Below are 20,090 nucleotides of genomic sequence, written 5' to 3' on the forward strand. Positions count from 1 at the left end.
GCAGAGGATTTTGATGCGTTCGCTCGCTGCCGTTGTGTCTTCGTTCCTGCATTTGACATTATTCGCGGACGTCAGCGCTGCTGATCGCCTGTCCATCACGGTGCCAACGAGCAATGGTGCTGTCGTGGTCGAGAGGTGGAAAGACGCGGGCGTGTCGCGGCCAGCCGTGATCATTCTGAGCGGCAGCGCCGGCTTCGGTTCTCCTGCTTACGATGATATCGGCAAAACTTTTGAGGCAGCCGGTCTGGATGCCTACCTGGTTCATGTGCTTTCGCCGATCGATTTGAAAAACATCGCAAACGCCGGCAGTGCAAATGCGCGTATCGGCTATTACGCAACACGCCAGTTGGCTTGGATCGCGGCGGTCCAGGATGTCATCTCTTATCTTCGCAGCGCACCCTACCGCGTCGGTAAAATAGGGGTTGTCGGCATTTCCTTGGGCGCGGAAATCGCCGCGGCCGCGTCATCCAATACAACCGACATCGGAGCTCTGGTGCTGGTGGATGGCGGCTTTCCCAAGGGCTATTCGAAGCCCGTAAGTTCGCTGCCGCCGTTGCTTTTGATCTGGGGTCGGGCAGACCGGACTTTCCCATTATCAACGGGACGAAAATTGCACGAGATCGCCGAGGGGCTGGGTGGAGTGGCGAAGCTCGACGTTTACGAAGGTCCACACGACTTCTTCTTGAAGTTGAAAACATCCCAAAGCAAAGCAGCCTACGACAGCGCCGCAAGATTCCTTCTTTCGGAATTGTCGAAGTAGCAGTTGGCGTGCAATTCAAACGCACGCCTAGGACCGCACCGGTCAGTTCATGCCGGCGCGGGCCTCGCTCTTTGCCTTGGCGATATCGCGGAGCGCATTGACAAGCACGTCGGGCGTCTGGGCGCCGCTGACGGCATATTGCTGATCGAAGATGAAAAACGGCACGCCGCTGACACCGATTTTCTGTGCAGCCTCGATTTCGGCGACAATCAGATCCTTGTCCGCGTCGGAGGAAAGCAGCGACTCAATGACGGAACGGTTGAGCCCCGACTTCTCGGCGATGTCGAGCAGCACCGCATGGTCGCCGACATTGCGGCCTTCTTCGAAATTCGCCTTGAAGAGGGCAGTGACGACCTTTTCCTGTATCTCGCGGCTCTCTGTCGTCGCCCAGTGGATCAGGCGATGGGCATCGAGCGTATTCGGCCCGATCTTGATGGCTTCGAAATTGAACTTGATGCCGACTTCGCGTCCGAGGCCAGTCAGCATTTCATGCCCCTTGGCGACGCGTTCAGGACCGCCGAGCTTCTCTTCCAGCGACCTTTTCTGGTCGACGCCCTCGGGCGGATAGTCGGGATTGAGGCGATAAGGCCGCCAGTTGATGTCGACACCGACCTCGTCCTGCACTTCGGCGATCGCCAGCTCGAGCCGCGCCTTGCCGAGATAGCACCAGGGGCAGACGACATCAGAGACGACGTCGATCGTAATGCGTTCCATGGCTTTTTCCTTTCGGCAGGTGTGGAGTCTGCCTGCATCTATGCCCTTTGCTCCGCCGGTTCAACCGGTTACCAAAAGGGAACCCGTAACATTTGCGATAGGCCTACTGCACAGTCGCGTCCCACCAGACCGGCAGCTGATAGCCATAGAGAGGCAAAGTCTCGGGGTGGCCGACGCGCTTGTGGCGGGCGATCCATTGGTCGTCGATGTGGTAGAGCGGCACCAAATAATGCCCCGATATCAACAGACGATCGAAGGAGCGGACGGCGTCGCGAAAATCGTCGGCGTTGCGGGCCGTCAGGATATGCGAGATCAGCGTGTCGACGTCGGGATCGGCGACGCCAGCGAAATTCGAACTGCCTTCCTTGTTGCGGGTCTGGGACGACCAGTAGGAAATCTGCTCGATTCCCGGCGATAGCGACGACGGATAGACCTTCATGATCATGTCGTAGTCGAAACTGATCGTTCGGCGCTGATATTGCGAATCGTCGACCGTGCGGATCGCCACCGCGATGCCGAGCAGTTCCAGCGAGCGGCGATAGGCGATGGCGATGCGCTCTTGGTCGATGTTCTGCGTCATGATCTCGAAGGAGAGCTGCCGGCCGTTGGCGTCGACCATCTTGCCATCCCTGATCGTGTACCCACCCTCCCTTAGGAGATCGACCGCCTGTTTCAGAACCGTGCGGTCGCGGCCGGAACCGTCGCTGACGGGCAGTTTATAGGTGCCGTCGAGCACGGCCGGATCGATGCGGTTCTTGATCGGCCCGAGCATTTCCAGTTCGCGCTGATTGGCGGGCACACCATAAGAGGAGAGGTCGGAATTCTGCCAGAAGCTTTCCGTGCGCGTATAGGCGTTGGAGGAGAGGTTCCTGTTGACCCATTCGAAATCGAAGGCAAGCGACAGGCCCTCGCGGACCTTCGGATTGGCAAAGATCGGCCGGCGTGTGTTGAAGACGAAGCCGAGCATGCCGCTCGGCAGCTTCGGCGTGAAGACGTCCTTGACAACCTCGCCGGATGAGACCGCCGGAAAATCATAGGCATCCGCCCAATGGCCGGGGCTGCCGTCCTCATAGACATCGACGTCGCCCTTCTTGAAGGCCTCGAACAGCGTCGTCTCCTGCAGGAAATAATCGACCGATATCGTGTCGTAATTGTCCATGCCGACCTTGGAGGGCAGGTCTTTCGCCCAGTAATCCGGGTTCCGTTCGAAGGTGATGCTTTCGCCGGGATTGACGGTCTTGACCCGATAGGGGCCGGAACCGATGGGCGGCGTCAGCGAGGTCTGGTCGAATGTGTCGGGATTGATGGCATGCTTCGGCAAGATTGGCACGGAGAGAGCGAGGATCATCGGCGTTTCGCGATCGGCCTTCTTGTTGAAGGTGAAGCGGACGCTGCTGTCGCCGACCTTCTCCATCTTCTCCACCGAATCGAGGCGGTTGCTGAAGGGGCTGCGGCCCTTCTCGCGCAGGAGGTTGAAGCTGAAGATGACGTCGTCGGCGGTGAGCGGCTGCCCGTCCGACCATTTCGCCGCCGGGTTCAGATTGAATTGGATGAAGGTGCGGTCTTCGTCCCATTCAACGGTCTGGGCGAGCAGCCCATACATGGTGAAAGGCTCGTCGCGGGAGCGCTGCATGAGCGATTCATAGACCAGATTGCCGAATTCCGGATCCCACATGCCGCGCGCCGTTGTGCGCATGCTCTTCAGGATGAAGGGGTTGAGATTGTCGTAAGTCCCGACGACACCATAGGTAATATGGCCGCCTTTTTTCACATCCGGATTGACGTAAGGAAAATGCGTGTAGTCGGCGGGAAGAGCAGGGTCGCCATGCATGGTGATTGCGTAAAGCGGTTGTGCTAAGGCGGCAGTACTGGAGAAGATCGCAAAGATCAGGAAAGTAAAGATCCGGAGCGCTTGCATGGCATCCTTTCCGGCAGGGCGTGATTCGAACGGACCTTATCATGCGGATATAAAATCCACATCCGCAGAAGGGATTTCTTGCTGCATGTCGTCAAATCACCAAAGAAATGCTGGATATCCGCCGCAGTGCGATGTAACAGGTGTTCCGAGTTTCGGGTCATGCATTTGCCTCAATCTTTCGACAGGTGGACGGCAGTTTGACCCGACTGGCATGGGGTAGCAAAAAGCTGCTCAGCATCGGATTTCAGGAGGCGGATTTCGCTATGACGTTCAAGAATGACAAAAAAATCCGGGCAGTGGTTTCTGCTCTGGCTCTCATCATCGGCGCGGCTGCCCCGGTTGCTTCTTTTGCCCAGGATGCGTCTAACGCAGCTCCTGCGGATGGTGCCGCTAACCCGGCCCAGCCGCGTCTCGGCTGGTACAAGACCTGCTCCAAGCAGGACGACAACGATATCTGCATCACACAGAATCTGATCATGGCCAATAACGGCCAGCTCGTGACGGCTGTCGGCCTCATCTCGATCGATGGCAAGGTCAACCGCAAGATCCTGCAGATCTCCGTCCCCACGGCTCGCCTGATTGCTCCTGGCGTGACGATGCAGGTTGATGGCGGCAAGGGTCAGAAGATCGACTACGCAGTCTGCCTGCCCGACAAGTGCACGGCCGAAATTCCGGTCACGGACGCCATGATCGCAGGCATGAAGAAGGGCACCGACGTGACCTTCACCTCGATCAACTTCCGCCGCGCTCCGAACCCGATCAAGATTTCCCTCGACGGTTTTGGCGCTGCCTATGACGGTCAGCCGATCTCGGACTCCAAGTTGGCCGAAAGCCAGAAGAGCCTTCAGGACAGCATGCAGAAGAAGGCTGAAGAAGCCCGCAAGAAGCTTGAAGACGCCCAGAAGGCTGCCAAGCAGCAGTAATCTCTGCTTCGATCCTATTCAAAAGCCCGGTTTTAAGCCGGGCTTTTTTGATTCGGGAGGAATGACGGGCATAAAAAAAGGAAGCTGCGCCCGCAGCTTCCTCTACGACTGAACTGTTTCGACTGGCCTTAGTGGGCGAAGCTCATCTTGGGTCTGAACTGGCCTGTCGGAGCCGTGTCGAAGATCTGGTAGACTTGCGGATTGCGCAGCGGAATACCACTTTCGTCACTGACGAGATTCTGTTCCGAAACATAGGCGACATATTCCGTCTCCTCGTTTTCAGCAAGCAGGTGATAGAACGGCTGATCCCTGTTGGGCCTTACCTCGGCCGGAATGGCATTCCACCACTCTTCCGTATTTGCGAATTCGGGGTCGACGTCGAAGATGACTCCACGAAATGGGAAAACCCTGTGTCGAACCACTTCGCCGATGTTAAATTTTGCATTGCTTTGTTTCATGGCGCGAGTTCCTTTCAAGGAAATAAGTGGTGTTATCAGCTCGCCAAATCAAGGTTTTTTCGCAGTTGCTTCATATAGCCGTCATATTTCGTCGTCGGAACTGCCTGACAAAATAGAGGTTCTTTGGTCGCAACCAACTTTAGTTCAAGTCACCCGCAAAGCATCTGCGTTGGCAAAAAGCCCCGGCGAACCGGGGCTTTCGATCTGGCGATCAGGCCGAGTAGTACATGTCGTATTCGACAGGATGCGGTGTCATTTCGAAGCGCATCACTTCCACCATCTTCAATTCGATGAAGGCGTCGATCTGGTCGTCGTCGAACACGCCGCCGGCTGTCAGGAACTTGCGGTCCTTGTCGAGGCTTTCCAGCGCTTCGCGTAGCGAGCCGCAGACGGTCGGGATCTTCTTCAGTTCCTTCGGCGGCAGGTCGTAGAGATCCTTGTCCATGGCCTTGCCGGGATGGATCTTGTTCTTGATGCCGTCGAGGCCGGCCATCAGCATGGCGGCGAAGGCGAGGTAGGGGTTGGCGGTCGGATCCGGGAAGCGGACTTCGACACGCTTTGCCTTCGGGTTCGTGCCGAAGGGAATGCGGCAGGAAGCCGAACGGTTGCGAGCCGAGTAGGCGAGCAGAACCGGTGCTTCATAGCCCGGAACGAGACGCTTGTAGGAGTTCGTCGACGGATTGGTGAAGGCGTTGATCGCCTTGGCATGCTTGATGATGCCGCCGATATAGTAGAGGCAGGTTTCGGAAAGGCCCGCATATTCGTCGCCGGCGAAGGTCGGCTTGCCACCCTTCCAGATCGACTGGTGAACGTGCATGCCCGAGCCGTTGTCGCCGAAGATCGGCTTCGGCATGAAGGTTGCCGTCTTGCCATAGGCATTGGCGACCTGGTGGACCACGTACTTGTAGATCTGCATCTTGTCGGCGTTGCGCACCAGAGTATCGAACTTTATACCGAGTTCGTGCTGGGCAGCAGCGACTTCATGGTGATGCTTTTCGACGACGACGCCCATTTCGGAGAGTACGGTCAGCATTTCCGAGCGCATGTCCTGGCAGCTGTCGACCGGCGGAACCGGGAAGTAGCCGCCCTTGACGCGCGGACGATGGCCGAGGTTGCCGGTCTCGTAATCGGTGTCGTCGTTCGACGGCAGTTCGCTGGAGTCGAGCTTGAAGCCGGTATTGTACGGATCGGCCTTGTACTTGACGTCGTCGAAGACGAAAAATTCGGCTTCCGGTCCGACGAATACGGTATCGCCGATGCCGGATGCCTTCAGATAGGCTTCAGCCTTCTTGGCGGTGCCGCGCGGGTCGCGGTTATAGGCTTCGCCCGAAACCGGGTCGAGAATGTCGCACAAAATGACCATGGTGGACTGCGCGAAGAACGGGTCCATATGGACCGTTTCCGTATCCGGCATGAGCACCATGTCGGACTCGTTGATGGCCTTCCATCCGCCGATCGACGAACCGTCGAACATGACGCCATCGGCAAACATGTCCTCGTCGACGCAAGCGATGTCCATTGTCACGTGCTGCAGCTTACCCTTGGGATCCGTGAAGCGCAGGTCAACGAATTTTACGTCATTGTCCTTGATCTGCTTAAGAATTTCGCTTGCGGTCGTCATTAAGTGCTTCCCTTATTTGATGACGATTATGAACCCTTCGCTTGGCGCGAAGGGCGTTTAAATAGCGTCTATGCCAGTCTCACCGGTACGAATTCGAATGACCTCTTCGACGTTGGAAACGAAAATCTTTCCGTCGCCGATCCGCCCCGTCTGGGCAGCCTTGCGGATCGCGTCGATGACGGCTTCCGCATTCTCGTCCGCCAGCACGACCTCGACCTTTACCTTGGGTAGAAAATCGACCACGTATTCGGCTCCACGGTAAAGCTCCGTGTGACCTTTCTGACGACCGAAGCCCTTCGCTTCCGTGACAGTGATACCCTGCAGGCCGACTTCTTGAAGGGCTTCCTTCACTTCGTCAAGCTTGAAAGGCTTTATGATCGCTTCGATCTTTTTCATGAGAAAATGTCTCTCCGCTTTTCGCGTTACAGCAGGAACGATCCCGCTCGGCCTTGCCAATGCACATAGCGTGCCAGTTCTCATCCATGCTGGGCAAAAAATCTCCAGAATCTGCCCCCGCACCTCCAATTGAGAGGGATTTACGAGAGAATTGATAGTGGTTTTATAGGAGAATTGAAAAAAATCGTGCGAAAATGAAAAAAATCGCGCAATTTTCCGTCCAGCCAATAAGGAGGAAGATTGAACTGAAGAGATTATTTTTTATGCAAAAGCATGTTTTCTACGCAAGCGCGGTTGCGAAATTGCGATTGTTTTTCAGGCAGGTTTAGCATTGAATATCCGATATCATGACCTCAACCCTCGCAGATCTCCTGCTTACACCCAGTGACATGGCCGCGGTCGATCGTGACGCCGCAGCGTCCGGAATTGACTCCTTTGGCCTGATGGAAAAGGCGGGGCAGGCGGTGGCTGCAGCAGCGCTGCGGCATTACCCCCAGGCGTCCAGATACGTCGTCCTTTGCGGTCCCGGAAACAATGGAGGGGACGGCTATATTGCGGCGCGCGCCTTGCGGCAGAGTGGAGCGGATGTAGCCCTGTTCCATCTAGGCGATCCCTCGTCATTAAAGGGGGATGCCGCTCGCGCTTTCGAGGCCTGTGAGATCAAGGGAGATGACATCGGGAAATATGAGCCGGGCAGGGGTGACGTGGTCGTCGATGCCATCTTCGGCGCCGGCCTGTCGAGACCTGTCCCGGATACCGTGGCCTCAGTTATAGCGCGAACCACACAGGCGGGCGTTCCGGTCATCGCCGTCGACCTTCCCTCGGGGCTCGATGGTCGCAATGGCCATGTTCTCGGTACCGCATTCCGGGCGACCCACACGATTACCTTCATGACGCGCAAGCCGGGCCATCTGCTGATGCCGGGGCGGGAACTGTGCGGCGTCATGGAAGTCTTCGACATCGGTATTCCCGGACGCATCGTCCGTGCGCATGCCGGCCACGGGATCGCCGAGAACGAACCGAGGCAATGGCAGGGGACCGTTCCTGCGGCCATGACCGAGACCCACAAATACAAGCGCGGCCATGTCGTCGTTTTCTCCGGCGGCGCCCACGCGACCGGTGCTGCGCGCATGTCGGCAATGGCCGCCTTGAAAGCAGAGGCAGGCCTTGTGACCATCGCCTCTCCAACGCAAGCGCTCAGCGTCAATGCCGGCGCGCTGACGGCCGTCATGGTCCATCCGGTCGACGATGACGCGACATTGAAGAAATGGCTTGAGGACAAGCGGCTGTCGACCTTCGTTCTCGGTCCCGGATTCGGCATTGGTGAAAAGGCGCGCCATTTTGCGCTCGCCCTCAGCGACCGCCATCTCGTTCTGGACGCTGACGGCATCACCTCGTTCCGTGATAATCCACAGCAGCTGTTCGATGCGTTCGCCCACGGCGACACCCATCTTGTCTTGACGCCACACGAAGGCGAATTCGCCCGGCTGTTTCCGGATATCGCCGCGGACGACAGTCTTGGCAAAGTCGAAAAGGCGCGCGCTGCGGCGAAGCGGGCGAACGCCGCCATCGTCTACAAAGGTGCAGACAGCGTCATAGCATCGCCGGACGGTCGCGCCTTGATCAACGCAAATGCGCCGCCATGGCTCGCGACCGCGGGCTCGGGCGACGTTCTTGCGGGCATAATCGCCGGCCTGTTGGCACAGGGCATGCCCGCTTTCGAGGCGGCCGCCGCAGGCGTCTGGCTGCATGGCGAGACCGGTCAGCGAGCCGGAAAAGGGCTCACCGCCGAAGATCTCGTGGCGCATGTCAGACCGCTCTGACGCGACACTCTATTTCGAAAGGGATTTCTGCAAGGCGATCGCCCCATGCGGCGCATTGACCTTGCCTTCGTGGATCATGAAGGCAAAGACGTCCCTTGGTTCAACCTTGACCTTCCGGTCGGGGTCGATGAGCGGCAGATCGTCGGGAATCTTGCCCTCCGCCCAGGTTTCAAGCCGGTCGGCCCACGCCTTCAGATCCTTCGGCGGGTAGCAGGTCGGAATATCGTCCGATCCCTTTTGAAGGCGGGCATAGACGAAATCGGCGGTGACATCAGCGATCATCGGATAGTCGAAATGCTCGGCGAGAACCGGCGCCACGCCATATTTCTCAAGGAGCGCAACGAATTCCGCCACCTTGAAGGAATCATGGCGGACTTCCACCACATGACGCAACGGAAGCCCGTCCTGCTTTGCCGGCAGCAGCTTCAGGAATGCCTCGAAATCCTCGGGCTCGAACTTCTTCGTCGGCGCGAATTGCCAGAGCAGCGGTCCCAGACGGTCGCCAAGTTCGCTGATACCGGACTGCAGAAATCGTTCCATCGATTCACCTGCCTCCGCCAGCACCTTGCGATTGGTGACGAACCGCGTTGCCTTCAGCGAAAAGATAAAGCCATCGGGCACATCTGACGCCCATTTTGCAAAGACCGCAGGCTTTTGCGTGCTGTAATAGGTGCCGTTGACTTCGATCACCTTCAGCTGCCGGCTGGCAAAATTGAGCTCGTCCTTCTGCTTAAGCTCCTTCGGAAAGAAATGACCGCGCCACGGTTCAAAGGTCCAGCCGCCGATACCGGTTCGGATTATTCCGGATTTGGTCATGAAGTCCTCCTCGTTGAAGTTTGAATGAGCGCTTGGACGTTACAATTTTCTTTGATCGTTCGACTTGTTCTTAAGTCCAGTCCCAAGGGCGAACTTTATCAGATTCCAATACTTGGCTGCCCGCCGTCTGCTCTGAAACATCCAAATCAGACAACGCAAACGCCAGTTGGAGGGTCGGTGAACCAAATATGAGCGCTCATTTCCTGTCCACCCAAGATATTTTCCTGTCACCAGCTTGCAATTTCGATCAAGCCAACCCTGAAACTCAGTTGACGCCAAACCCTCTTCGGTCACGACCGTCATCTTGAAGAACGGCGATCTTCCAATTTTGAGTCCATGAAAGCGGACAAGTGGAGTCTTGTTGGCGCCAAAAAACTCCCGTTGAATGTCTCGGGGCATCGCCGAATAAAATCGGAAGACCGAGTTTGCCAAAAGATCACTCCGCCGCCACGACCTTCTTCACCGGCCGCCGCTCCAGCAGTTCCCTGAGGAACTGGCCAGTATAGGATCGCTTCTCCTTGACGATTGCCTCCGGCGTGCCCGTCGCCACGATCTCGCCGCCGCCGTCGCCTCCCTCAGGGCCAAAATCGAGAACCCAGTCGGCGGTCTTGATGACCTCGAGATTGTGCTCGATGACCACAACGGAATTGCCCTGGTTCACCAGTTCGTGCAGCATCTCCAAGAGCTTGGCGACGTCGTGGAAGTGCAGGCCGGTCGTCGGTTCGTCGAGGATGTAGAGCGTGCGCCCGGTCGAGCGCTTCGACAGTTCCTTGGCTAGCTTGACGCGCTGCGCCTCGCCACCCGAAAGCGTATTCGCCTGCTGGCCGACCTTGATATAGCCGAGGCCGACATCGAAGAGCGACTGCAGCTTGTCGCGCACCGCCGGGACCGCCGCGAAGAATTCGACGCCTTCCTCGACCGTCATGTCGAGCACGTCGGCTATCGACTTGCCCTTGAAGGTGACGTCGAGCGTCTCGCGGTTATAGCGCTTGCCATGGCAGACATCGCAGGTGACGTAGACGTCAGGCAAGAAGTGCATCTCGATCTTGATCACGCCGTCGCCCTGGCAGGCCTCGCAGCGTCCGCCCTTGACGTTGAACGAGAACCGCCCCGGCTGATAGCCGCGCGCCTTCGCTTCCGGCAGGCCCGCGAACCAGTCACGGATCGGCGTGAACGCGCCGGTATAGGTCGCGGGGTTCGATCGCGGCGTACGACCAATCGGGGACTGGTCGATGTCGATCACCTTGTCGATATGCTCGAAGCCGTCTATCCGGTCGTGATCGGCCGGGATTTCGCGAGCGCCCATGACGCGCCGCGCCGCGGATTTGTAGAGCGTCTCGATCAGGAAGGTGGACTTGCCACCACCGGAAACACCCGTCACAGCCGTGAAAACGCCGAGCGGAATGGCGGCCGTCACGTTCTTCAGGTTGTTGCCGCGGGCGCCGATAACCTTGATTTCCTTGCCCTTCTTCGGCTTGCGCCGCTCGGAAGGCACGGGAACGCCGAGTTCGCCGGAGAGATACTTGCCCGTCAGCGATTTCGGATTGGCCATGATCTCCTGCGGCGTGCCGTGGGCGACGACCTGGCCGCCATGGACGCCGGCCGCCGGGCCTATGTCCACCACGTCGTCGGCCGTCAGGATCGCATCCTCGTCATGCTCGACGACGATCACAGTATTGCCGATATCGCGCAGGTGTTTCAGCGTTTCGAGCAGGCGCGCATTGTCACGCTGGTGCAGGCCGATCGACGGCTCGTCCAGAACGTAGAGAACGCCCGTAAGCCCCGATCCGATCTGTGATGCGAGGCGAATGCGCTGGCTCTCGCCACCGGACAGCGTGCCTGAATTGCGCGACAGGCTGAGATATTCGAGCCCGACATCGTTCAGGAAGCGAAGGCGATCACGGATTTCCTTGAGGATGCGAACGGCGATTTCATTCTGCTTGGCATTGAACGTCTGCGGCAGCTTTTCGAACCAGTCGCGTGCGATCCGGATCGACATGTCGGACACCTGGCCGATATGCAGCTTGTCGATCTTGACGGCGAGCGCTTCCGGCTTCAGGCGAAAGCCGTTGCAGGCCGGGCAGGGGGCCGCCGACATGTAGCGCTCGATCTCCTCGCGCGCCCAGGCGGAATCCGTTTCCTTCCAGCGGCGCTCGAGGTTCGGCACGATACCTTCGAAATTCTTGTGCGTCGTATAGGAGCGCGCGCCGTCGGCGTAATGGAATTCGATCTTGTCTTCCGTGCCGTTGAGGATGACGTCCTTCGCCTCGTCGGACAGATCGCTCCAGCGGTTGCTCAGCTTGAAACCGTAATGCTTACCCAGCGCTTCCAAAGTCTGATTGTAATAGGGCGAGGTCGACTTGGCCCAGGGTGAGATCGCCCCGTCGCGCAATGTTCGCTCATGTTCCGGTACTATCAGGTCCCGATCGATCTTCTGCTGCGAACCGAGGCCGTCGCAGGTCGGGCAGGCGCCGGTCGGATTGTTGAACGAAAACAGCCGCGGTTCGATTTCCGGAATGGTGAAGCCGGAGACTGGACAGGCGAACTTCTCCGAAAAGAGCACGCGCTCGTGGGTTTCGTTCAGGGACTTGTTGGCCGATCCGCCCGCCGCCGTTTCCTCCGGCGGAAGCGGCTTGTCGGCGAATTCGGCGACGGCGAGCCCGTCGGCAAGCCGCAGGCAGGTCTCGAGGCTGTCCGCCAGGCGAGCAGACACATCGGAACGCACGACGATACGGTCGACCACAACATCGATGTCATGCTTATACTTCTTGTCGAGCGCGGGTGCTTCCGCAATCTCGTAGAACTGGCCGTCGACCTTGACGCGCTGGAAGCCCTTTTTCATGAGCTCCGCCAGTTCCTTCTTGTACTCGCCCTTTCGGCCGCGAACCAAAGGCGCCAATATATAGAGCCGCGTGCCTTCGCCGAAGGTAAGGATGCGGTCGACCATCTGGCTGACGGTCTGGCTCTCGATCGGGAGACCCGTGGCCGGCGAGTAGGGGACGCCGACACGCGCGAAAAGCAGTCGCATATAGTCGTGGATTTCGGTGACGGTGCCGACTGTCGAGCGCGGATTGCGCGACGTCGTCTTCTGCTCGATGGAAATGGCCGGAGAAAGCCCGTCGATCTGGTCGACGTCGGGCTTCTGCATCATCTCGAGAAATTGCCGCGCATAGGCCGACAGGCTCTCGACATAGCGCCGCTGACCCTCGGCATAGATCGTGTCGAAGGCAAGCGAGGATTTGCCGGAGCCCGATAGCCCCGTCATGACGATCAGCTTGTTGCGCGGAAGCTCAAGATCGATGCCCTTGAGATTATGTTCGCGTGCGCCGCGGATGGAAATTGTTTTCAGTTCACTCATCGTCTTTAGCTTGGTCCCTTGGTCTCCGCCCTTATTTAGTGATGCCGGCTGGCGAGTCGAGGCTCAAATGAACGGAGGGATCAGGTTTTCGATTCTGTTGACAGGATCATAGACATAAACTAGAACAAATAAAGAACAAAATTCCTTGTGGATTAAACCGGCGGCGAGCGCATTCGCCAGCGCGATGGTTTAAAGTATATCGATTGGTTAGAACGCCGCCGGGCAGGGCGGCAAGCAGGGTGAAAAGCATGGCTGGTAGCGTGAACAAGGTAATTCTGGTCGGAAACGTGGGGGCTGACCCCGAAATCCGGCGGACGCAGGACGGCCGGCCGATCGCCAATCTTCGGATTGCGACGTCGGAAACCTGGCGCGACCGCAATTCCGGCGAACGCCGCGAAAAGACCGAATGGCATACTGTCGTCGTCTTCAACGAAGGCCTCTGCAAGGTCGTCGAGCAATATGTGAAGAAGGGCGCCAAGCTCTATATCGAGGGCGCACTCCAGACCCGCAAATGGCAGGACCAGAACGGCCAGGACCGCTATTCCACCGAAATCGTGCTGCAGGGCTTCAATTCGACGCTTACGATGCTGGATGGCCGCGGCGAAGGCGGCGGCGCCAGCGAAGGTGGCAGTCGCGGTGGTCGCGGCAATGATTACGGCGGCGGCGGTGGTGGATATGGCGACGACTACGGCCAGTCCCCGTCCTCCGGTCGCGGCGGTAACAGCAGCGGTGGTGGTGGAAGCAACTTCTCGCGGGATCTGGACGACGATATTCCGTTTTGAGATGGAATTTCGAACGCGCTCGCCGACGTTCGTCTATCGCGGCGGCGCGCGAGACTTGCAAGCCGTTCGATCGCCTCGATGAATTCAAACCTATGGCGGCTGCTGTTTCAAATGCCGGTCTCTGATCGGCTGCTAGGGATGGCCGAGCATTTCAGTCCGATATTTGGGCGCAAGCCGCTGCGCCAGCGCTCGGCGGCTTTCGGCTTCCTCTTCGCTTAATTTGGGAGAGGGTGGCGCGCCTTTGTCGATGGGCATTCCCACCGAGAGAAAGAATTCGTCCTGCCCGCCGGGCGTACACATGCACAGCATATGCGTCATGCGTCCGGACCTGTTTTGAAACCGATGCGGCGCATTCGCCGGTATGTTGATGTTTGCCGGTGCTTTCACCGTGAACGTTTTGCCGCGGAAGGTGAATTCCAGTTCGCCCTCAAGCAGCGTGAACATCTCTTCGAAATCATGCCTGTGCAGCGGAGGCCCCCCGCCATCGGGAACCAGAATGTCGATAAGACAGTATCGACCCTCCGTCTGCGCGCTGGAAATGAGGATCGTGTAGGTATCTCCCGCAAGACTGACGACAGATAGATCCGGGTCGGTTGGTGCTGAAATCGTAAGAACACGCTGCGGATCGTCCACCGGGATCGGACCGGTGTCGCCTGATGCCGTGATGGAATGGTCGGCCATCTCGTCTCTCCAGTTTTCTGGACAGCTAACGCTGAAATCCGGCGAGGGTTCCGCGTTCGATCAATGCGGCGCGCCGCCAGCGAGGCTCAACGCCGCCTTGGTCCCGTCAACGACGAATTGTGCCGCGAGCGCCGCCAGGATGACGCCGAGGAGGCGGGTGAGGATCGCGCGGCCGGTGACACCAAGAAAGCGGTCCAGGCGTTCGGCAATCAAGAGGGTCGCGAAGAGCAGCAGCAGGTTGATGGCGATGACGCCGATCAGCTGCGCCCGCTCGAAGGACGATTGCAGCGATCCCGCAAGCAGAATGGTCGCCGAGATCGCGCCGGGACCTGCGATCAGCGGAAGGGCCAGCGGAAAGACTGCGATATTGTGGATCTGGTCCTGCGTGATCGCGACGTCCTTCGTCTTTTCCTTTCGGTCCTGCCGCCTCTCGAAAACCATCTCGAAGGCGATCCAGAAAAGCAGCAGACCGCCGGCAATGCGGAAGGCGCCAATCGAAATTCCGAGGATGCCGAGCACGCTGGAGCCGAAAAGGGCGAAGGCGGCCAGAATGCCGAATGCGATCAAAGAGCCGCGCAGCGCCACCTGGCTGCGCTCCGAGCGGTTCATGCCCGTCGTCAGCCCCAGAAACAGCGGCGCGAGACCCGGCGGATCGACGGTGACGAGCAGCGTCGTGAAGGCATTGATCAGCGTGTCCGCAATCGCCATATCGTGTTCCCGTGGGGTCGTTTTGTTGCGTGTTGGCCCATTGATATGCGACGGAACGGCATTCGCAAGGCGCGAGACGAAAATCTGCCACGGAAATGCGCGATTCCATCGTTTAAAGAGGGGATAAGCCCGTTCCAGGCACCCGCCAAAATTGGCGTAAGCGCATGGTTTCGGATATAAATTCTGCAGTGATTCTAAAAGAGATCGTGATCCGTTTTGACTGAGCAATCCACTCCCGGCGGCGGGAAGCTCCCGCCAGGCATCGAGCCAATTTCCATCATGGAGGAAATGCAGCGGTCGTATCTCGATTACGCCATGAGCGTCATCGTGAGCCGCGCGCTTCCCGACGTGCGCGACGGGCTGAAGCCGGTTCACCGGCGTATCCTCTACGGCATGTCCGAGCTCGGTATCGACTGGAACAAGAAATACGTGAAATGCGCCCGCGTCACCGGTGACGTGATGGGTAAATACCATCCGCACGGCAACGCCGCGATTTACGACGCGCTTGCCCGTATGGCGCAGGACTGGTCGCTCCGGCTGCCGCTGATCGACGGTCAGGGCAATTTCGGTTCTGTCGATGGCGACCCACCGGCGGCCGAACGCTACACCGAGTGCCGCCTGCAGAAGGCTGCGCATTCGCTGTTGGACGACCTCGACAAGGAAACCGTTGATTTCCGCGAAAACTACGACGGCACGCTCTCCGAGCCGGTTGTCGTTCCCGCCAAGTTCCCGAACCTGCTGGTGAATGGTGCCGGCGGTATCGCGGTCGGCATGGCGACGAACATTCCGCCGCATAATCTGTCCGAAGTCATCGATGGCTGCATCGCGCTGATTAACGACCCGGCGATCGAACTGCCGGAAATGATGCAGATCATTCCAGGCCCGGACTTCCCGACCGCCGCCAAGATCCTCGGCCGCGCCGGCATCCGCTCCGCCTACGAGACCGGTCGCGGTTCCGTCATCATGCGCGGCGTTGCCGCAATCGAGCCGATGCGTGGTGACCGCGAGCAGATCATCATCACCGAGATTCCCTATCAGGTGAACAAATCGACGATGATCGAGAAGATGGCCGAACTGGTGCGCGAAAAGCGCATCGAGGGCATCTCCGACCTGCGCGACGAGTCCGACCGCCAGGGCTACCGCGTTGTCATCGAGCTGAAGCGCGATGCGAATGCGGATGTCATCCTGAACCAGCTTTATCGCTATACGCCGCTGCAGACCTCCTTCGGCTGCAATATGGTGGCGCTGAATGGCGGCAAGCCGGAGCAGTTGACGCTGCTCGACATGCTGCGCGCCTTCGTTTCCTTCCGCGAGGAAGTCGTTAGCCGCCGCACGAAGTACCTGCTGCGCAAGGCGCGCGAGCGCGCCCACGTCTTGGTCGGTCTTGCCATTGCCGTCGCCAATATCGACGAAGTCATCCGCGTCATCCGGCAGGCGCCCGATCCGGGTTCTGCCCGCGAAGAGTTGATGACGCGTCGGTGGCCGGCGGCGGATGTTGAGTCCCTTATCCGGCTAATCGATGATCCGCGTCATCGCATCAACGAGGACGGTACGTATAACCTCTCCGAAGAGCAGGCGCGCGCCATTCTCGAATTGCGTCTCGCCCGCCTGACGGCTCTCGGCCGCGATGAAATCGGCGACGAACTGAACAAGATCGGCATCGAGATCAAGGATTACCTCGAAATTCTGTCGTCGCGCGTTCGCATCCAAACCATTGTAAAAGAAGAGCTTACCGCCGTTCGTGATGAATTCGGCACGCCACGCCGGACCGAGATTGTCGATGGCGGTCTGGAAATGGACGATGAGGATCTCATAGCCCGCGAAGATATGGTCGTGACGGTTTCGCACCTCGGCTATATCAAGCGCGTGCCCCTCACGACCTACCGCGCGCAGCGTCGCGGCGGCAAGGGTCGCTCCGGCATGACCACTCGTGACGAGGATTTCGTTAGCCGGCTATTCGTGGTCAATACGCATACGCCCGTTCTCTTCTTCTCGTCGCGCGGCATCGTCTACAAGGAGAAGGTCTGGCGCCTGCCGATCGGCACGCCGACCTCGCGCGGCAAGGCACTCATCAACATGCTGCCGCTGGAACCCGGCGAACGCATCACGACGATCCTGCCGCTGCCCGAGGACGAGGACAGCTGGGATAATCTCGACGTCATGTTCTCGACGACCCGGGGCACGGTCCGCCGCAACAAGCTCAGCGACTTCGTCCAGGTCAACCGCAACGGCAAGATCGCCATGAAGCTCGAGGAAGAGGGCGACGAAATCCTCTCCGTCGAGACCTGCATGGAGCATGACGACGTCCTGCTCACCACGGCGTTGGGCCAGTGCATCCGTTTCCCGGTCGATGATGTGCGCGTCTTTGCCGGACGCAATTCGATCGGCGTACGCGGTATCAACCTCGGTGAGGGTGACAGCATTATTTCCATGACGATCGTCGGCCATGTCGATGCCGAGCCTTGGGAGCGTGCTGCCTATCTCCGGAGATCTGCCGCTGAACGCCGTGCAATAGGCGTCGATGAGGAAGATATCGCACTGGTGGGTGAGGAAGTCACCGAAGAGGGACAGCTGAGCGACGAACGCTACGAGGAACTGAAGGCGCGGGAGCAATTCGTGCTGACGGTCTCGGAGAAGGGCTTCGGCAAGCGTTCTTCATCCTACGACTTCCGTATCTCTGGCCGCGGCGGCAAGGGCATTCGTGCCACCGATACCTCGAAGACCGGCGAGATCGGCGAACTCGTCGCAGCCTTCCCGGTTGAAGACACCGACCAGATCATGCTGGTGTCCGATGGCGGTCAGCTGATCCGTGTTCCGGTCGGCGGCATCCGTATCGCCAGCCGCGCCACGAAGGGCGTGACCATCTTCTCGACCGCCAAGGATGAGAAGGTCGTCTCGGTCGAGCGTATCAGCGAGCCGGAAGGCGAGGACGATGTAGCCGAGATTACAGAAGGCACACCGCCTGAGGCAGGTATTTCTGAAGAGGGAGCCGCGCCTGGTAGCGAGGAATAGGTCGCTTTACCATCGGCAAGCTTTAAAAACCGGGCGGCATTTGCTGCCCGGTTTTCGTTTGGAGCCGATTTTGACAAAAAAAACCGGACGCTGTTGGGGGACGGCGTCCGGTGGGAAAGGCCCAAGCGCTCGGGGACATGAGCGCATTGGGTCGGGGAAAATCAGAAAGCCTTGTGATGCTTGTCGATTTCCTTGATCTCTTCAGTTTCGCGGCGCAATGCGGAGATGGTCGACGCCACGGACACGATGAACATGATGCTGATAAGGGCAGTAAGCATTGTTAAAATCGTGAACATGGCGGTCCTTTCTCTAAAAGGGTTGCGTTCAGATCCTCAATACTGGCTCGTCACGAACGGCCGGGCAGAGGCGAAGGGGCCATAGACTTTCGATTGGTCCACCTTCTGATCATAGAGTGCGATTGTGGCTGCCAGCATGCCCGTGACCATGGTCATCCAAACGAGGTTGATCAGATTCATCTTATCGAGCATGAGTTTTTTCCTTTGGGTCATAATCAGCATATCTATGGTTCGATCTGGTAACGCATCCGCTTCAAGATAGTTCCGCCGGATGTTGAGGCTCTGTTTACCAAGGCCGATCTGAAGCGACCTTGAATGCTCTGTTCATCTGGCGTTCAGATTCGCGCCTGGTTTTTCCGCAAATTCCTTGTGATCTCCAGGGCAATGTCATGGCCGGTCTGTTCGGGCACGGAGACCCAGACGATCTCGTAGTTGCGCCTGAAGTGATGCAGCAGCATTTCAACGAGGAAAGAGCCGAGAATTGCGACTGCGACGTAGAGGACCAGCATGGTCATTTGCCTTTGGATGGAGACTTTCGAACCGCGTGGAGAGTGCGGTTGCGGGAACGTCCGCAATAAAGCATTGCCGAGCTGAAACGGGCTTGAATGGCCTGTTCATCTGTGGTTCAGCGCAGCCGGGCCGAGCATCCGCAATTTGCTTGCGATACAGGTCCATCCATGACAAAAGGCCTGCAAAGCAACCGGCCGGCAAAGCATGACGACGACAGCCTTTTATCCTGGATCCTTCGATCCGATGACAAACGGACATCTCGACGTCCTCGTGCAGGCGTTGAACGTCGCTTCCAGGGTCATTGTCGCCATCGGCATCCATCCAGGCAAGAAGCCGCTCTTTTCTTTCGAGGAGCGCGCCGATCTCATTCGCCGCTCGCTTACCGAGGCCTTGCCGGGGCAGGTGGTCGACATTGAGGTGATCGCCTTCGACAATCTGGTGGTCGATGCGGCAAGAGTGCATGGCGCCAAGCTTCTGGTGCGTGGCCTCCGCGACGGCACCGATCTGGACTATGAAATGCAGATGGCTGGCATGAACCGCCAGATGGCGCCGGATGTTCAGACGATCTTTCTGCCGGCGGGCACGGCCTCGCGGCCCATAACGGCCACATTGGTGCGGCAGATCGCATCCATGGGCGGTGATGTAAGCGCCTTCGTGCCGGCAGCTGTTCTTGAAGCCCTGAAGGCCAAGCTCAAAGACTAGGCCGAAGATAAATTTCCCGATGGAGCACCCATGAAACTCATTCATATCGCGTTTGCCGGGCTGTTGTGCCTGTTCGCCTTCGCCGTCAGCGCCGTTGCTGCCGACGACAACTTCATCACCATTCAGCTGAAGGACGGCCCCGTTGTCATTCAGCTCATGCCTGACGTCGCTCCGAAGCATGTCGCGCAGATCAAGACGCTCATCCAGAAGGGCGAATATGATAATGTCGCCTTTCATCGCGTCATCGACGGCTTCATGGCCCAGACCGGCGACGTGAAGTTCGGCAACATGTCGAAGGGCTATGACCCGCAGAAGGCCGGCACCGGCAGCTCCGATCTGCCTGATATCCCGGCTGAATTTTCCAAGGTACCGTTTACCCGTGGTACGGTCGGCATGGCTCGCGCCCAGGATCCGAACTCCGCCAATTCGCAGTTCTTCATCATGTTCGGCGATGGCTCCTTCCTGAACGGCCAGTACACGGTCGTCGGCAAGGTCGTTTCCGGCATGGAACTCGTCGACAAGATCAAGCGCGGCGAAGGCCAGAACGGCGAAGTCAGCAACCCCGACAAGATGATCAAAGTTACGCTCGGTAAGAAGTAAGCAAACCAAGGA

18 protein-coding genes are annotated in these 20,090 nt (G+C 58.4%); 7 read left to right on the forward strand and 11 right to left on the reverse strand.

Annotated elements, in window-relative coordinates:
• Nucleotides 1–13: 13 nt before the first annotated feature.
• Nucleotides 14–760: a dienelactone hydrolase family protein gene (locus DTW90_RS24380; RefSeq protein WP_149341528.1), complete on the forward strand. Its 747-nt coding sequence runs from the start codon at nucleotides 14–16 to the stop codon at nucleotides 758–760.
• Between the two features lie 42 nt (nucleotides 761–802).
• Here DTW90_RS24380 and DTW90_RS24385 read toward each other — a convergent pair whose 3' ends face one another.
• Complete coding sequence (locus DTW90_RS24385; RefSeq protein ID WP_149341529.1) at nucleotides 803–1,474, reverse strand: DsbA family oxidoreductase; 672 nt, start codon at nucleotides 1,472–1,474, stop codon at nucleotides 803–805.
• 103 nt (nucleotides 1,475–1,577) lie between these two features.
• The gene (locus tag DTW90_RS24390) at nucleotides 1,578–3,392 is read right to left on the reverse strand and encodes an extracellular solute-binding protein (RefSeq protein ID WP_149341531.1); all 1,815 of its coding nucleotides are present in this window, start codon (nucleotides 3,390–3,392) and stop codon (nucleotides 1,578–1,580) included.
• Between the two features lie 263 nt (nucleotides 3,393–3,655).
• Here DTW90_RS24390 and DTW90_RS24395 point away from each other — a divergent pair, with 263 nt between their 5' ends.
• Entirely contained in the window at nucleotides 3,656–4,315 is a 660-nt protein-coding gene (locus DTW90_RS24395; RefSeq protein WP_132523788.1) for an invasion associated locus B family protein, read from the forward strand.
• Between the two features lie 128 nt (nucleotides 4,316–4,443).
• Here DTW90_RS24395 and hspQ read toward each other — a convergent pair whose 3' ends face one another.
• From hspQ to DTW90_RS24410, 3 genes are all read right to left on the reverse strand, one after another.
• On the reverse strand, nucleotides 4,444–4,773 hold the full coding sequence (gene hspQ, locus DTW90_RS24400) for a heat shock protein HspQ (protein WP_132523787.1): 330 nt from the start codon (nucleotides 4,771–4,773) through the stop codon (nucleotides 4,444–4,446).
• 211 nt (nucleotides 4,774–4,984) lie between these two features.
• Nucleotides 4,985–6,394: a type I glutamate--ammonia ligase gene (gene glnA, locus DTW90_RS24405; RefSeq protein ID WP_132523786.1), complete on the reverse strand. Its 1,410-nt coding sequence runs from the start codon at nucleotides 6,392–6,394 to the stop codon at nucleotides 4,985–4,987.
• Between the two features lie 57 nt (nucleotides 6,395–6,451).
• Entirely contained in the window at nucleotides 6,452–6,790 is a 339-nt protein-coding gene (locus tag DTW90_RS24410) for a P-II family nitrogen regulator (protein ID WP_003539626.1), read from the reverse strand.
• Between the two features lie 347 nt (nucleotides 6,791–7,137).
• On the opposite strand from DTW90_RS24410, the gene DTW90_RS24415 reads away from it, so the two are divergent.
• The gene (locus DTW90_RS24415) at nucleotides 7,138–8,613 is read left to right on the forward strand and encodes an NAD(P)H-hydrate dehydratase (RefSeq protein WP_149341532.1); all 1,476 of its coding nucleotides are present in this window, start codon (nucleotides 7,138–7,140) and stop codon (nucleotides 8,611–8,613) included.
• A 9-nt stretch (nucleotides 8,614–8,622) separates the two neighbouring features.
• Here DTW90_RS24415 and DTW90_RS24420 read toward each other — a convergent pair whose 3' ends face one another.
• Entirely contained in the window at nucleotides 8,623–9,429 is an 807-nt protein-coding gene (locus DTW90_RS24420; protein WP_149341534.1) for a DUF72 domain-containing protein, read from the reverse strand.
• 436 nt (nucleotides 9,430–9,865) lie between these two features.
• Entirely contained in the window at nucleotides 9,866–12,787 is a 2,922-nt protein-coding gene (uvrA, locus tag DTW90_RS24425) for an excinuclease ABC subunit UvrA (RefSeq protein WP_132523783.1), read from the reverse strand.
• A gap of 248 nt (nucleotides 12,788–13,035) precedes the next feature.
• On the opposite strand from uvrA, the gene DTW90_RS24430 reads away from it, so the two are divergent.
• A complete protein-coding gene (locus DTW90_RS24430; RefSeq protein ID WP_132523782.1) occupies nucleotides 13,036–13,569 on the forward strand; it encodes a single-stranded DNA-binding protein in 534 nt (177 codons plus the stop codon).
• Nucleotides 13,570–13,701: 132 nt separating this feature from the next.
• On the opposite strand, the gene DTW90_RS24435 is transcribed toward DTW90_RS24430, so the two are convergent.
• The gene (locus DTW90_RS24435) at nucleotides 13,702–14,250 is read right to left on the reverse strand and encodes a cupin domain-containing protein (RefSeq protein ID WP_149341535.1); all 549 of its coding nucleotides are present in this window, start codon (nucleotides 14,248–14,250) and stop codon (nucleotides 13,702–13,704) included.
• A gap of 60 nt (nucleotides 14,251–14,310) precedes the next feature.
• On the reverse strand, nucleotides 14,311–14,958 hold the full coding sequence (locus DTW90_RS24440; protein WP_149341537.1) for a MarC family protein: 648 nt from the start codon (nucleotides 14,956–14,958) through the stop codon (nucleotides 14,311–14,313).
• Between the two features lie 216 nt (nucleotides 14,959–15,174).
• Here DTW90_RS24440 and gyrA point away from each other — a divergent pair, with 216 nt between their 5' ends.
• Nucleotides 15,175–17,970 carry a DNA gyrase subunit A gene (gene gyrA, locus DTW90_RS24445; RefSeq protein ID WP_132523779.1) on the forward strand — a complete coding sequence of 932 codons (2,796 nt, stop codon included), beginning with the start codon at nucleotides 15,175–15,177 and terminating at the stop codon, nucleotides 17,968–17,970.
• Between the two features lie 332 nt (nucleotides 17,971–18,302).
• Here gyrA and DTW90_RS37200 read toward each other — a convergent pair whose 3' ends face one another.
• Nucleotides 18,303–18,458 (reverse strand): hypothetical protein, encoded by a 156-nt coding sequence (locus DTW90_RS37200; RefSeq protein WP_165927854.1) that lies wholly within the window; start codon nucleotides 18,456–18,458, stop codon nucleotides 18,303–18,305.
• A 143-nt stretch (nucleotides 18,459–18,601) separates the two neighbouring features.
• A complete protein-coding gene (locus DTW90_RS37660; RefSeq protein WP_245512734.1) occupies nucleotides 18,602–18,775 on the reverse strand; it encodes a hypothetical protein in 174 nt (57 codons plus the stop codon).
• Nucleotides 18,776–18,980: 205 nt separating this feature from the next.
• Here DTW90_RS37660 and coaD point away from each other — a divergent pair, with 205 nt between their 5' ends.
• Entirely contained in the window at nucleotides 18,981–19,478 is a 498-nt protein-coding gene (gene coaD / locus DTW90_RS24455) for a pantetheine-phosphate adenylyltransferase (RefSeq protein WP_132523778.1), read from the forward strand.
• A 30-nt stretch (nucleotides 19,479–19,508) separates the two neighbouring features.
• Complete coding sequence (locus tag DTW90_RS24460; RefSeq protein WP_149341539.1) at nucleotides 19,509–20,078, forward strand: peptidylprolyl isomerase; 570 nt, start codon at nucleotides 19,509–19,511, stop codon at nucleotides 20,076–20,078.
• Nucleotides 20,079–20,090 lie beyond the last annotated feature (12 nt).

The sequence above is a fragment of the Neorhizobium sp. P12A genome (assembly GCF_008365395.1).
Classification (GTDB): Bacteria; Pseudomonadota; Alphaproteobacteria; order Rhizobiales; family Rhizobiaceae; genus Rhizobium.